Source organism: Rahnella sp. JUb53 (assembly GCF_004346065.1).
GTDB lineage: Bacteria > Pseudomonadota > Gammaproteobacteria > Enterobacterales > Enterobacteriaceae > Rahnella > Rahnella variigena.
In genome coordinates this window covers 149,594-162,505 of sequence record NZ_SLYT01000007.1, presented here as the reverse complement: position 1 = coordinate 162,505, position 12,912 = coordinate 149,594, and the positions used below count along the sequence as shown (strand labels likewise).

Annotated in this window: 15 protein-coding genes; 4 read left to right on the top strand and 11 right to left on the bottom strand. The window is 53.3% G+C overall.

The genetic code is table 11. The annotated features are described in order from the left end of the window. Positions 1 to 2 precede the first annotated feature (2 nt). Complete coding sequence (locus tag EC840_RS17290; protein ID WP_095924435.1) at positions 3 to 1,421, top strand: glutamate synthase small subunit; 1,419 nt, start codon at positions 3 to 5, stop codon at positions 1,419 to 1,421. A 160-nt stretch (positions 1,422 to 1,581) separates the two neighbouring features. Here the strand turns inward: EC840_RS17290 and sspB are convergent, their stop codons facing one another. The 5 genes from sspB to zapE all read right to left on the bottom strand — a co-directional run bounded on the left by sspB (position 1,582) and on the right by zapE (position 5,375). Further along, positions 1,582 to 2,076: a ClpXP protease specificity-enhancing factor gene (gene sspB / locus EC840_RS17285; protein WP_013577236.1), complete on the bottom strand. Its 495-nt coding sequence runs from the start codon at positions 2,074 to 2,076 to the stop codon at positions 1,582 to 1,584. A 3-nt stretch (positions 2,077 to 2,079) separates the two neighbouring features. Continuing rightward, positions 2,080 to 2,721 (bottom strand): stringent starvation protein SspA, encoded by a 642-nt coding sequence (sspA, locus tag EC840_RS17280; protein ID WP_112288384.1) that lies wholly within the window; start codon positions 2,719 to 2,721, stop codon positions 2,080 to 2,082. A 333-nt stretch (positions 2,722 to 3,054) separates the two neighbouring features. Then, the gene (gene rpsI / locus EC840_RS17275) at positions 3,055 to 3,447 is read right to left on the bottom strand and encodes a 30S ribosomal protein S9 (RefSeq protein WP_013577238.1); all 393 of its coding nucleotides are present in this window, start codon (positions 3,445 to 3,447) and stop codon (positions 3,055 to 3,057) included. A 16-nt stretch (positions 3,448 to 3,463) separates the two neighbouring features. Then, the gene (gene rplM, locus EC840_RS17270; protein WP_013577239.1) at positions 3,464 to 3,892 is read right to left on the bottom strand and encodes a 50S ribosomal protein L13; all 429 of its coding nucleotides are present in this window, start codon (positions 3,890 to 3,892) and stop codon (positions 3,464 to 3,466) included. A gap of 346 nt (positions 3,893 to 4,238) precedes the next feature. Next, a complete protein-coding gene (gene zapE, locus EC840_RS17260) occupies positions 4,239 to 5,375 on the bottom strand; it encodes a cell division protein ZapE (protein WP_132966305.1) in 1,137 nt (378 codons plus the stop codon). Positions 5,376 to 5,660: 285 nt separating this feature from the next. On the opposite strand from zapE, the gene zapG reads away from it, so the two are divergent. The 3 genes from zapG (at position 5,661) to degS (ending at position 8,738) form a co-directional block, all read left to right on the top strand. After that, positions 5,661 to 6,062, top strand: coding sequence for a Z-ring associated protein ZapG (gene zapG, locus EC840_RS17255; RefSeq protein WP_013577242.1), 402 nt, complete (start codon positions 5,661 to 5,663; stop codon positions 6,060 to 6,062). Positions 6,063 to 6,215: 153 nt separating this feature from the next. Beyond that, the gene (gene degQ, locus EC840_RS17250) at positions 6,216 to 7,583 is read left to right on the top strand and encodes a serine endoprotease DegQ (protein WP_112288381.1); all 1,368 of its coding nucleotides are present in this window, start codon (positions 6,216 to 6,218) and stop codon (positions 7,581 to 7,583) included. 87 nt (positions 7,584 to 7,670) lie between these two features. Continuing rightward, positions 7,671 to 8,738, top strand: coding sequence for an outer membrane-stress sensor serine endopeptidase DegS (gene degS / locus EC840_RS17245; protein ID WP_112288380.1), 1,068 nt, complete (start codon positions 7,671 to 7,673; stop codon positions 8,736 to 8,738). Positions 8,739 to 8,813: 75 nt separating this feature from the next. Here degS and murA read toward each other — a convergent pair whose 3' ends face one another. From murA to mlaE, 6 genes are all read right to left on the bottom strand, one after another. After that, positions 8,814 to 10,073, bottom strand: a complete 1,260-nt coding sequence (gene murA, locus EC840_RS17240; protein ID WP_112288379.1) for a UDP-N-acetylglucosamine 1-carboxyvinyltransferase — start codon at positions 10,071 to 10,073, stop codon at positions 8,814 to 8,816. Positions 10,074 to 10,140: 67 nt separating this feature from the next. Continuing rightward, complete coding sequence (ibaG, locus tag EC840_RS17235) at positions 10,141 to 10,395, bottom strand: BolA family iron metabolism protein IbaG (RefSeq protein WP_013577246.1); 255 nt, start codon at positions 10,393 to 10,395, stop codon at positions 10,141 to 10,143. A gap of 173 nt (positions 10,396 to 10,568) precedes the next feature. Then, the gene (gene mlaB / locus EC840_RS17230; protein ID WP_112288378.1) at positions 10,569 to 10,862 is read right to left on the bottom strand and encodes a lipid asymmetry maintenance protein MlaB; all 294 of its coding nucleotides are present in this window, start codon (positions 10,860 to 10,862) and stop codon (positions 10,569 to 10,571) included. Continuing rightward, the gene (gene mlaC, locus EC840_RS17225) at positions 10,859 to 11,491 is read right to left on the bottom strand and encodes a phospholipid-binding protein MlaC (protein ID WP_112288377.1); all 633 of its coding nucleotides are present in this window, start codon (positions 11,489 to 11,491) and stop codon (positions 10,859 to 10,861) included. Before mlaC ends, mlaB begins: the two co-directional genes overlap by 4 nt. A gap of 41 nt (positions 11,492 to 11,532) precedes the next feature. Continuing rightward, positions 11,533 to 12,099, bottom strand: a complete 567-nt coding sequence (gene mlaD / locus EC840_RS17220; RefSeq protein ID WP_113876729.1) for an outer membrane lipid asymmetry maintenance protein MlaD — start codon at positions 12,097 to 12,099, stop codon at positions 11,533 to 11,535. Between the two features lie 3 nt (positions 12,100 to 12,102). Further along, positions 12,103 to 12,900, bottom strand: coding sequence for a lipid asymmetry maintenance ABC transporter permease subunit MlaE (gene mlaE / locus EC840_RS17215; protein ID WP_112288375.1), 798 nt, complete (start codon positions 12,898 to 12,900; stop codon positions 12,103 to 12,105). Positions 12,901 to 12,912: the final 12 nt, after the last annotated feature.

The window sequence follows — 12,912 nt, the reverse complement described above, 5'->3', positions numbered from 1 at the left end:
AGATGAGTCAAAACGTTTATCAATTTGTCGACTTACAGCGTGTTGATCCGCCGAAAAAAGCGCTGAAGATCCGTAAAATTGAGTTTGTGGAAATTTACGAGCCGTTCTCAGCAACTCAGGCCGCATCTCAGGCAGACCGCTGTTTGTCCTGTGGTAACCCTTACTGCGAATGGAAATGCCCGGTTCACAACTACATTCCGAACTGGCTGAAGCTGGCGAACGAAGGTCGCATCATGGAAGCCGCCGACCTCGCGCACCAGACCAACAGCCTGCCGGAAGTCTGCGGACGCGTTTGCCCGCAGGACCGTCTGTGCGAAGGTTCCTGCACCCTGAACGATGAGTTCGGTGCGGTGACCATCGGTAATATCGAGCGCTACATCAACGACAAAGCCATCGAGATGGGCTGGCGTCCGGATATGTCTCACGTGCAGCCAACCGGCAAACGTGTAGCGATCATCGGTGCAGGTCCGGCAGGTCTGGCTTGTGCGGACGTGCTGACCCGTAACGGTGTGAAAGCGGTGGTTTACGATCGCCATCCGGAAATCGGCGGCCTGCTGACTTTCGGTATTCCGGCCTTCAAGCTGGAAAAATCAGTGATGACCAAGCGTCGCGAAATCTTCACTGAGATGGGTATCGAGTTCCAGCTCAATACCGAAGTCGGCAAAGACATCACCATTGATGCGCTGCTGGCGGAATACGATTCTGTATTCCTCGGCGTTGGCACTTATCAGTCCATGCGCGGTGGTCTGGCGAACGAAGATGCGCCGGGCGTGTACGATGCCCTGCCGTTCCTCATCGCTAACACCAAGCAGCTGATGGGCTATGATGACAGCCAGGAAGAGCCTTACGTGACGATGGACAAGAAACGCGTCGTGGTGCTGGGCGGTGGTGATACCGCAATGGACTGCGTGCGTACGTCAATTCGTCAGGGCGCAACCCATGTGACCTGTGCGTACCGTCGTGATGAAGAGAACATGCCGGGCTCGCGTCGTGAAGTGAAGAATGCGCGCGAAGAAGGTGTGGATTTCAAATTCAACCTGCAACCGCTGAGCATTGAACTGAACGATTCAGGCCGCGTATGTGGCGTGCGTATGGCGCGTACCGAGCTGGGCGCTCCGGATGCACATGGCCGCCGTCGTGCAGAAATCGTGGCGGGTTCCGAACATGTGATGGAAGCGGATGCCGTGGTGATGGCGTTTGGTTTCCGCCCACATAAAATGGAATGGCTGGCAGCCCATGACGTCGAGCTGGACACGCAGGGACGTATCGTAGCCCCTGAAGGCAGCGACAACGCCTTCCAGACCAGCAACCCGAAAATCTTCGCCGGTGGCGATGCGGTTCGCGGTTCCGATCTGGTCGTCACGGCGATTGCCGAAGGCCGTAAGGCAGCAGAAGGCATCATGAACTTCCTCGAAGTCTGATCCGGTCTGTCGTAAAAACGGGGCTGCCAGCGATGGCAGCCCCGTTTTTTTTAACCGAACGCAATCAGTACAGGCGAAATGAGAGGCCCATGATTCAGGGTAATAAAAAACCCCGCGAACATCGCAGGGTTTAAGCATGAAACCGGGCTGAATCGGGTTGTTATTTCACAACACGCAATGCCGGGCGACCACCGCGTGGCGGAGTCGGCGGCTCATCATCCGGATCTTCTTCAGCCACATCCGGCAAATCGCCATCAATGACTGACATGGTCGGCTCTGTCGGCTCATCCGCGCTCAGGTCGCCATCAAAGGCGCCTTCAGCTTCATAAGCAGGTTCAGGTTCGAACATGGTACCGGCACCGTTTTCACGGGCGTAAATCGCCAGAACGGCAGCGATCGGTACAAATACGTTACGCGGCACGCCGCCAAAACGGGCGTTAAAGCGTACATCATCGTTACCCAGTTCGAGATTGCCGACAGCACGCGGCGCTACGTTCAGAACGATTTGTCCGTCACGCGCAAACTCCATCGGCACCATCACGCCAGGCATCGTCACGTCAACCACCAGATGCGGGGTTAACTGGTTGTCGAGCAACCAGTCATAAAAAGCCCGCAGCAGATAGGGGCGACGCGGAGACATGTCGGTCATCTCCATACCTTAGCCTCGGGTATGCAAACGCATTTCGCGCTCTGCTTCGGTCAGGGAAGCCAGGAAAGCATCACGTTCGAAGACGCGGGTCATATAGCCTTTCAGCTCTTTAGAACCAGCACCTGACAGCTCAATGCCCAGCTCTGGCAAACGCCACAGCAGCGGAGCCAGGTAGCAATCGACCAGGCTGAACTCTTCGCTTTTGAAGTAAGGCATGTACGAGAAGATTGGCGCAATCGCCAGCAGCTCTTCACGCAGTTGCTTACGCGCAGCGTCCGCTTCAGTCGCAGAACCTTGCTCGACCTGACGCATCAGCGAATACCAGTCGTTTTCGATGCGGTGCATCATCAGACGGCTCTCACCACGGGCAACCGGATAAACCGGCATCAGCGGTGGATGCGGGAAACGCTCATCAAGATATTCCATGATGATGCGGGATTCGAACAGGGTCAGCTCACGATCAACCAGCGTCGGTACAGTGCGGTAAGGGTTGAGGTCAATAAGATCCTGCGGCAGGTGATCCATCTCAACCTGCTCGATCTCGACACTGACACCTTTTTCCGCCAGTACGATACGTACTTGATGGCTAAAAATGTCGGTCGGGCCGGAAAACAGCGTCATTACCGAACGTTTGTTGGCAGCGACAGCCATGAAAACCTCCAAGTTTATCTAGAATATTACAGCGAGTTATCGCCAGCCTGCAGTTTTTGTCCCGTAGTTTCATAGACAACCATCGGCAAGGCGAACCCAGCCAGGAAGCGCGGCAACGTCAACTGCTCGGCGAATAGGCACAAAAGTGTGTGATAGTTTACCAGATTTTACGCGGGCTGTGGTGGACGGTGAGACGATTTCGTGGGGAATTGTGTGTCAGGAGATCATTTCGCCTGCGATTGCTGAAAAAAAGGCATAAAAAAACCCGGTGAAGCACCGGGTTTTTGACGCTGATTTTCGTGCCGAAGCACTGAGCTGCAAAGCAGCAGAAAATTAACGTTTGGAGAACTGAGGACGACGACGTGCTTTACGCAGACCGACTTTCTTACGTTCAACCTGACGAGCATCACGAGTAACGAAGCCAGCTTTACGCAGTTCGCCACGAAGATTTTCGTCATATTCCATCAGTGCACGGGTAATACCGTGACGGATAGCACCAGCTTGACCGGAGATACCACCACCTTTAACGGTGATGTACAGGTCGAATTTCTCAACCATGTCGACCAGTTCCAGTGGTTGACGAACTACCATGCGGGCAGTTTCACGACCAAAGTACTGTTCCAGGCTACGCTGGTTAATTACGATGTTACCACTACCCGGTTTGATGAAAACACGAGCGGCGGAGCTTTTGCGGCGACCAGTGCCGTAGTATTGATTTTCAGCCATTGCCTATAATCCCGAATTAAATGTCAAGAACTTGCGGTTGTTGCGCCGCATGAGTGTGCTCGTTACCCGCGTAAACTTTCATTTTGCGGTACATTGCACGACCCAGCGGGCCCTTTGGCAACATGCCTTTAACCGCGAGTTCGATCACGCGTTCAGGACGGCGAGCGATCATCTCTTCAAAGGTCGCTTGCTTGATACCACCGATGTGGCCGGTGTGATGGTAATAAATCTTGTCGTTACGCTTGTTGCCGGTTACAGCAACTTTTTCTGCGTTCAGAACGATGATGTAATCACCAGTATCAACGTGCGGAGTGTATTCCGCTTTATGTTTGCCACGCAGACGGCGAGCCAGTTCAGTGGCCAGGCGACCTAAGGTCTTGCCGGTAGCGTCAACTACGAACCAGTCACGTTGTACGGTTTCCGGTTTAGCTGTAAAAGTTTTCATTAAAAGCTTACCCAATTAAAGTTACACGTTGGCGAACACCCAAACGCCTATATGTTTTTATAAACCACATAAGAACCCAGGTTTATAAAATAAGTATTGGAGGTTCACACGACCATCGTCCAGCAAACCTACCCCTTCGAATAGCCAATGCTGGCACTTATAAAGTTTCGGGAAAAAAACTTTGTAGTAACGTGGGGTCGCAAGATTATAGAGAAGTCTCCTGCAAAGATCGAACCCTTTTTCGACGAAAAGGAAGATTTCCTTCACGACAGCAGAAGGGCTCGCCATGCAGGATGTACTGCGTGTTCTTATATCACAAATAGAACAAAAAATAATCAGCTAAAAATCACGGCAGGTGCGGTCGCTTGAGGTATTCCTCACTTTGCATTTCCTGCAGACGGGACAGGCAGCGCTGATACTCGAATTTCAGCCGCTCGCCCTGATAAATCTCAAACATCGGCGCCGCGGCAGAAACCACCAGTTTGACGTGGCGCTCATAAAACTCATCCACCAGAGCCAGAAAACGTCGCGCCGAATTTTCATTGTCCGCCTTCATCACCGGCACATTGTGCAGCAGCACGCTGTGATAGATTTTTGACAGCGCAATGTAGTCAAGCTGGCTGCGCGCCTCTTCACAAAGCGTATGGAATTCTATCGCCAGCACGCCATCAACGGCGGCAATCGCCCGCATCGGGCGGTGATTCACTTCCAGCGTGACCGCCTCAGTACCCGCCGAACCGCTGTGATTACCGGTCAGTTTTCCCAGCATACTTTGCATGGCGGCCGTCGTATCCCCGCCCGCCGGAGTCAGCCATAAATTGGCCTGAGTCAGCGTACGCAGGCGGTAATCAATTCCGGCATCCACATTCAGGACATCGCAATATTCTTTAATCAGATCGATAGCTGGCAGGAAACGCGCGCGTTGCAGGCCGTTCCGGTAAAGCGAGTCAGGTGGAATGTTGGACGTGGCGATTAACGTGATCCCACGTGCGAACAGCGCCTGTAGCAATGTCGCCAGCAGCATCGCGTCGGTGATATCCGAGACAAAAAACTCGTCGAAACACAGCACGTCGGTTTCCGCTTTGAAACGGTCGGCAATCACTTCCAGCGGATCTTCCTGCCCCTGGAGCTGCGTCAGTTCTTCGTGAACGCGCAACATAAAGCGGTGAAAGTGGAGACGAAGTTTGCGCTCGCCCGGCAGACTGTGGAAAAACAAATCCATAAGCCAGGTTTTGCCGCGCCCGACGCCACCCCACATATATAAGCCCTGAACCGGGCGTTGCGCGGTTTTTGGCGCACTTTTGCCAAACAGTCGCCCCAGCAAGCCACCCCGGCTGGTCGCAGGTTCCGCCGCCGGACGGGAAGATAAGGCCTGGTAAATAGCGTCGAGCTGGGCAACAGCCTGTTTCTGAACCGCGTCCGGCTGGAACTCGCCAGCATCAACGGCGTTCTGATAAACGAAAAGTGGTGATTTGGGTTGCATCTTAGTTAACGTCCCTGAGAAAAAAATTTTAAGTTTTTCACGTCGTTTAGCCGCTTTTTTGCCGTAGGTTCGCCGCTTTTCCCGGCTGTCTGTGTGCTAAAAAACCATCAGACGGCAGCGATTTTCCCGGCAGGATTCCACTCTGACAAGGTTAACGGTTATAGTGGAGCTATTGCATGACGAATGCGTGTGACAATTACGTTAAAACCATTGTGTAAAAAAGTTAAGTCATAAAAGTTACGTGAAAAAGCCCTGCGGGACAACGAAGTCAAAATAGGAGTCATTATGACCTGGGAGTATGCACTCATTGGATTAGTGGTCGGTATCGCGATTGGTGCGGTAGCGATGCGCTTTGGTAATCGTAAATTACGTGATCAACAAGTCATGAAAAACGAACTGGAGAAAAGCAAAGCCGAACTCGACGAATACCGTCAGGAGCTGGTGGGCCATTTTGCCCGCAGCGCTGAGTTGCTCGATAACATGGCGACAGATTACCGTCAGCTTTATCAGCATATGGCGAAGAGCTCCAACAATCTGCTGCCTGATATGCCAGAGCAGGATAATCCGTTCAACTATCGCCTGACCGGTTCTGAAGCCGATAACGATCAGGTGCCGGTACAAATGCCGCGTGATTATTCTGATGGCGCATCGGGTTTGCTGCGTGGCGAGCGTCCGGTTCGTAAATAACAGACGCTCCTGCCTGCATGATAATCTTTGTGCAGGCGTATTTACGGCACATGTTTCGTGCATGTGCCGTTCTCAAGCCCCTTCCCGTGTAGTGAATCATCGTTCTATTGTCCATAACTGACGTCCCTTACAGAAAGCGAGAGAGTTATCGTGATGAAGAAAAAGTCATTTTTGCTCAGTGTGTTAGCTGTTAGCCTTGGATTAACTTTCGCTTCTGCGCCTATGGCGAATGCTGCTTTACCGACACAAGTTCAGGGACAACCTTTGCCGAGCCTGGCACCGATGCTGGATAAAGTGCTGCCGGCCGTCGTGGGCGTTCAGGTTTCCGGCACGCAGCCGCCAAGTGCGGATGTGCCACCGGAATACAAATTCTTCTTTGGTCAGCAAGATCCGGAGCCAAATGCAGGGCCGCAGCCTTTTGAAGGTCTGGGCTCGGGCGTTATTATTGATGCCGCTAAAGGCTACGTGCTGACTAACAATCACGTCGTGAATAACGCTGACAAGATCAGCGTTCAGCTCAACGATGGCCGCGAATATAAAGCCAAGCTCATCGGTAAAGACGATCAGTCTGACATCGCTGTCATCCAGTTGATCGATGCGAAAAATCTCACACAAATCACCATGGCCGATTCAGATAATCTGCGCGTGGGCGATTTTGCGGTCGCCGTCGGCAACCCGTTCGGGCTCGGTCAGACCGTGACGTCCGGTATTGTGTCTGCTCTCGGTCGCAGCGGCCTGAACCTTGAAGGGCTGGAAAACTTTATTCAGACCGATGCCTCGATTAACCGCGGCAACTCCGGCGGAGCCCTGCTCGACCTGAAAGGTGAACTGATTGGCATCAATACCGCCATTATTTCTTCCCAGGGTGGCAGCGTCGGTATCGGCTTTGCTATCCCGGTTAACATGGCGAAAAACCTCAGCCATCAGCTGATTGAATTCGGCGAAGTGAAACGTGGCCTGCTGGGGATCCGCGGCAGTGAAATGACGGCGGAACTGGCACAGGCATTTAAACTCGACAGCCAGCGTGGCGCGTTCGTCAATGAAGTGCTGCCTGATTCGGCGGCAGCAAAAGCCGGGATTAAATCCGGTGACGTGCTGGTCACACTTCAGGGCAAAAAGCTCAGCAGCTTTGCAGAATTACGTGCAAAAGTCGGTACCGCCGGTCCGGGCGTTACCATGCAGATTGGTTTGCTGCGCGATGGCAAACCGATGACCGTGAACGTCACGCTGGATAAAAGCCCGGCCGTGGAAGTCAGCATTGAGAAACTCAATCCTGCCTTGCAGGGTGTGACACTCAGTGATCCGGCAGATAAAAATGCTAAAGGCGTACATGTCGATGACGTGAAGAAAGGCACACCGGCTGATCAGATAGGTCTGCAAAAAGACGATGTGATTATCGGCGTAAACCGTGAGCCGCTTGAGAATCTTGCCGCCTTCCGCAAAATTCTGGAAAGCAAACCGGACCTGATTGCGCTGAGCATTGTGCGTAAAGGGCAGAATATCTACTTATTCATGCCGTAAAGCGTTGAAAATCGGACGCAGGTGCTGCTGCGTCCGATTAACTCATGCTATTCTTCCCTCACTTTTTATCTCGCATCCCATACACCCATGTTTGTTAAGCTATTGAGATCCGCTGTTATCGGCCTGATTGTTGCTGGCATTTTGCTGGCGGCGGTACCTATGTTGCGTAAAAACATCACAGACCCGCTGTTCGAACGCAATTTCACCCAAACCAGCGAAGAACCTGTCAGCTATAACTCGGGCGTTCGTCACGCTGCTCCTGCCGTCGTGAACGTCTATAACCGCAACATGGGTAACAGTTCGCAAAACGAACTGGCCATTCGCACGCTGGGTTCCGGCGTTATCATGAATGACAACGGCTATATCCTGACCAACAAGCACGTCATTAATAATGCCGATCAGATCATCGTGGCGCTACAAGATGGCCGCGTATTTGAAGCCTTGCTGGTCGGTTCTGACAGCCTGACTGACCTGGCGGTACTCAAAATCAACGCCGGAAATCTGCCGGTGATCCCGATTAACTCACACCGGACTCCGCATGTCGGTGATGTGGTGATGGCGATTGGTAACCCGTATAACCTCGGGCAGACCGTCACACAAGGCATTATCAGTGCCACCGGTCGTATCGGTCTGAGCCCGTCCGGTCGCCAGAATTTCCTGCAAACCGATGCCTCAATCAACCAGGGGAACTCCGGCGGTGCGCTGGTGAACTCACTGGGTGAGCTGATGGGGATTAACACGCTGTCATTTGACCAGAGTAATGACGGTGCGACGCCGGAAGGCATTGGCTTTGCAATCCCGACAGCGCTGGCCACCAAAGTGATGGGCAAGCTTATTCGTGATGGTCGCGTCATTCGCGGTTATATCGGCATCAGCGGCCGCGAGGTATCGCCTCTGCACGGGCCGAACAGCGGACTGGATCGCATTCAGGGGATTGTGGTTAATGAAGTCACCCCGAACGGTCCGGCGGCAAATGCGGGTATGCAGGTGCGCGATGTGATTGTTAACGTGAATAATAAACCGGCTGTTTCCGCGATTGAGACAATGGACCAGGTGGCAGAAGTCCGCCCTGGCACGGTGATCCCGGTTAAAATCATCCGTGATGGTCAGCAGCTGACCTTGCAGGTCACCGTGCAGGAATACCCTGATCACTGATAACTGCTGAAGACAGAAACGAAAAAGCCGGAAAGGTCTCCCCTTCCGGCTTTTTTATTGCGTCAGGCTCAGGAATTACTCGCCTTTAAAACGCTCGATTTTTGCACCCAGCTGACGCAGCTTATCTTCGATACGCTCATAGCCACGATCGATGTGATAAATACGGTCAACGACTGTCACGCCTTCTGCAATACAGCCGGCCAGAACCAGGCTGGCGGAAGCGCGCAAATCGGTCGCCATCACCTGAGCGCCAGACAGTTTTTCAACGCCATGACAAATCAGAGTGCTGCCTTCGATTTCAGCGTGAGCGCCCATACGGATCAGCTCAGGAATATGCATGAAACGGTTTTCGAAGATGGTTTCGGTGATAACGCCGGTGCCTTCAGCCACCAGGTTCAGCAGGCTGAACTGTGCCTGCATGTCAGTCGGGAAGCCCGGATGCGGCGCAGTGCGGAACGTCACCGCTTTAGCACGTTTGCCATGCATGTCGAGACTGATCCAGTCCTCGCCCACTTCGATTTCCGCACCAGCTTCACGCAGTTTTGCCAGAACGGCATCCAGCGTATCAGGACGGGCTTCACGGCAGACAATTTTTCCACCGGAAATCGCCGCCGCCACCAGGAAAGTCCCGGTTTCAATACGGTCCGGCACTACGCGATAAACACCGCCACCCAGACGTGCAACGCCTTCGATGGTGATTCTGTCGGTGCCCGCGCCGGTGATTTTCGCGCCCAGCGTATTCAGGAAATTCGCAGTATCAACGATTTCCGGCTCACGTGCGGCGTTTTCAATAATGGTGGTGCCTTCGGCCAGTGTGGCGGCACTCATGATGGTGACTGTCGCGCCAACGCTGACTTTATCCATCACGATGTGTGCGCCTTTCAGCCGACCGTCTACGGACGCTTTCACGTAGCCTTCTTCCAGCACGATCGTTGCGCCCAGTTGTTCCAGACCGGTGATGTGCAGGTCAACAGGACGCGCGCCGATAGCACAACCGCCCGGCAGGGAAACTTCGCCACGACCAAAACGCGCCACCAGCGGACCCAGCGCCCAGATGGAAGCACGCATGGTTTTCACCAGATCGTAGGGCGCACAAAACTCGTTTACCGCACTGGCATCCACAAAGACCGAACCGTTACGTTCGATTTTGGTGCCCAGCTGGCTCAGCAGTTTGATGGTGGTATCGATATCTTTCAGGTGAGGAACGTTCTGGAGTTCAACAGGTTCTTCAGCAAGCAGTGCGGCAAACAAAATAGGAAGTGCTGCATTTTTTGCACCAGAGATAGTGACTTCGCCGCTTAGACGAGTCCCACCCTGTACACGAAATTTATCCATTATGACTGCTCTCTATTCATTTAAACGACAGGTCAGATATGAGGAAGCTGCCGGAACTCCGGCAGTCTTATAAACCGCTCAGTTTACGGTCACGCGCCCATTCTTCAGGGGTATAAGCCTTGATAGACAGTGCATGGATTCGGTTGTCGGCGATGTATTCCATCAGCGGGGCGTAAACGGTCTGTTGTTTTTTCACGCGGCTCATGCCATCAAACATCGCACCAACGACAATGGCCTGAAAATGACTGCCATCGCCAGTAATGTGGGCTTCGTCCAGTGCCAATGCGTTCATCAGCACGTCTTTAATTTCACTCGTTTCCATAGGGGCTCTATTCTTCTGAAGAATCATAACAGCCCGATATCTTATAGGGATCGGCGCAATTCTTAAACCACGAAAAAGCCCCTGAGCAAGAGTTTCGCACAGGGGCTTTGGAGAGCGTCAGGCGACGGTACGTCTTCAGCCGCCTAACTTACCGGAACTGCTGGCTTATTTGCTCAGGCAGCCGGAATAATATCCTGCAGATTGTAGAGCGCAATCAGAGTATTCAGTCTGTCGGTGATACCAGCCACCGTCAGAGAAACGCCCTGCTGGCTGGCCTCTTCACGCAAATGCACTAACAGCGCCAGACCGGAAGAATCCACACGCTCCAGCCCGGAAACATCCAGACAGGTAATCCCGGACATCAGCTTTTTGCGCGCATCCCAGAAGGGGACCAGCGTTTCGCGATCCAGTTCACCGTGCAACGTCAGTCGCGGCGGCTGCGATTCCCAGCGCAATGCTTCACTCATTTTTTATCCAGGGTAATCGGTTCTGCGGCAGCTTGTTTCAGACGCGCAGTCAGACCATCAATCCCTTTCTGACGCAGGATATCCGCCCATTCGTTTTGCTTGGTCGAAATCATACTGACGCCTTCGGCGATCATGTCGTATGCCTGCCATTCTCCGGTACGGCTGTTTTTACGCCACTGGAAATCCAGACGCACTGGCGGACGACCGTTCGGATCGGTAATGGTCACGCGGATAGCAATGATGTCTTTATCTGCGTAAGACTGTTCCGGCTGCACGGTATAGTTCTGGCCGTTGTACATCGCCAGCGCCTGGCCATATGCCTGTTGCAGATAGTCAGAGAACGCGGCGAAATACGCCTCACGTTGTGCAGGGGTCGCCTGTTGATAGTAACGACCTAACACCAGCGCACCGGCGTATTTGATCTGCACGTACGGCAGCAGTTCTTCACGCACGATCTGGCGCAGGTAGTTAGGATCCTGCTTGATTTTCGGCTGTTCGGTTTTGAGGCGGGTGAAGGTTTTGTTCGCCGCTTCATTCATCACGCTGTAAGGGTTGGTTTTATCAACCGCGGCATTGGCCAGCGGAGCCATAACCACCAGCAGTGCGGCGATCACTAAACGTTTAAACATAATCATTTCCTCTTTGATGGAGAATCCGTAGTAGCAAGTTCTTAATGAGCAGCCGGTTGTGGAGCCGTGTTAGCGTCTGGCGCAGGGGCAGAATCGCCCGCGGGTGCTGCGGTCGCAGACCCTGCATCCGGATCCGCTTTCCCGTCGCCGCTCTTATAAAGGAACTGGCCAATCAGGTCTTCGAGAACCAGCGCCGATTTGGTGTCCTGAATGACGCCACCGTTTTTAAGGATAGTCGTTCCCATGTCAGGGTCTTCAAAACCAATGTTCAGCGCCAGGAATTGCTCTCCCAGTAAACCCGAGGTGCGGATAGCCAGCGTACTGGTACTCGGGATCTGGTTGTACTTCTGGTCAATGTCCATTTCTACGCGTGGAGAATAGTTTTTATCAAGCGTAATGCTGCTGACGCGACCAATCACCACACCGCCGACTTTGACCGGAGAACCGCTTTTCAGGCCGCCGATATTGTCGAAGTCCGCAGAAATGCGGTAAGTCGGGTCAGAGCCGATAGAACGGATGTCGGCCACTTTCAGACACAGGAATAACACCGCAATCAGTGCGATGATCAAAAATGCGCCTACCCAGATTTCACTCTTTTTCGTTTGCATGGTTTAATTTCCAAACATCAGTGCTGTCAGCACAAAATCCAATCCCAGCACCGCCAGTGACGAATGCACTACAGTACGTGTCGTTGCCCGGCTGATCCCTTCGGACGTCGGTATCGCATCATAGCCATTGAACAACGCAATCCAGGTCACGGTGATAGCGAAAACAAGGCTTTTAATCAGGCAGTTAAGCAGGTCAGTCCGCCAGTCTACGGAAGTTTGCATCGCTGACCAGAAGAATCCGCTATCGATGCCTTTCCAGTCCACGCCGACCAGCGAGCCGCCCCAGATCCCGACTGCGACAAAAATCGCCGTCAGCAGAGGCATGGAAATCAGGCCAGCCCAGAAACGCGGTGCCACAACGCGGCGCAGCGGATCGATAGCCATCATTTCCAGACTGGAAATCTGCTCGGTAGCTTTCATCAGACCCAGCTCAGCGGTCAGCGCAGAACCCGCACGACCGGCGAACAGGAGCGCCGTCACCACAGGACCCAGCTCACGCAGCAGGGAAAGCGCCACCATCATGCCGAGGCTGGCCTCAGCGCTGTAGGTGGTTAAAATCAGGTATCCCTGCAAGCCCAGTACCATGCCGATAAACAGGCCGGAAACCAGGATGATCAGCAGGGAAAGCACGCCAACGCTGTAGAGCTGTTTGATCAGCAGCGGCCATTGTTTGGCAAATTGCGGCTTACCGACCAACGCCCGAAAGAGCATCAGACCGGCACGGCCAAAAGACGCACAGGTGTTTATTCCGCGGCGCCCGACAGAGGCTAAGGCCCTATTTATTTTCAAAACAAGGTACATTTATCAGGAACT

Coding starts and splice junctions, on each gene's coding strand:
- EC840_RS17290 (WP_095924435.1), top strand. CDS start 3: ATGAGTCAAAACGTTTATCAATTTGTCGACTTACAGCGTGTTGATCCG.
- sspB (WP_013577236.1), bottom strand. CDS start 2,076: ATGGAGATGACCGACATGTCTCCGCGTCGCCCCTATCTGCTGCGGGCT.
- sspA (WP_112288384.1), bottom strand. CDS start 2,721: ATGGCTGTCGCTGCCAACAAACGTTCGGTAATGACGCTGTTTTCCGGC.
- rpsI (WP_013577238.1), bottom strand. CDS start 3,447: ATGGCTGAAAATCAATACTACGGCACTGGTCGCCGCAAAAGCTCCGCC.
- rplM (WP_013577239.1), bottom strand. CDS start 3,892: ATGAAAACTTTTACAGCTAAACCGGAAACCGTACAACGTGACTGGTTC.
- zapE (WP_132966305.1), bottom strand. CDS start 5,375: ATGCAACCCAAATCACCACTTTTCGTTTATCAGAACGCCGTTGATGCT.
- zapG (WP_013577242.1), top strand. CDS start 5,661: ATGACCTGGGAGTATGCACTCATTGGATTAGTGGTCGGTATCGCGATT.
- degQ (WP_112288381.1), top strand. CDS start 6,216: ATGAAGAAAAAGTCATTTTTGCTCAGTGTGTTAGCTGTTAGCCTTGGA.
- degS (WP_112288380.1), top strand. CDS start 7,671: ATGTTTGTTAAGCTATTGAGATCCGCTGTTATCGGCCTGATTGTTGCT.
- murA (WP_112288379.1), bottom strand. CDS start 10,073: ATGGATAAATTTCGTGTACAGGGTGGGACTCGTCTAAGCGGCGAAGTC.
- ibaG (WP_013577246.1), bottom strand. CDS start 10,395: ATGGAAACGAGTGAAATTAAAGACGTGCTGATGAACGCATTGGCACTG.
- mlaB (WP_112288378.1), bottom strand. CDS start 10,862: ATGAGTGAAGCATTGCGCTGGGAATCGCAGCCGCCGCGACTGACGTTG.
- mlaC (WP_112288377.1), bottom strand. CDS start 11,491: ATGTTTAAACGTTTAGTGATCGCCGCACTGCTGGTGGTTATGGCTCCG.
- mlaD (WP_113876729.1), bottom strand. CDS start 12,099: ATGCAAACGAAAAAGAGTGAAATCTGGGTAGGCGCATTTTTGATCATC.
- mlaE (WP_112288375.1), bottom strand. CDS start 12,900: ATGTACCTTGTTTTGAAAATAAATAGGGCCTTAGCCTCTGTCGGGCGC.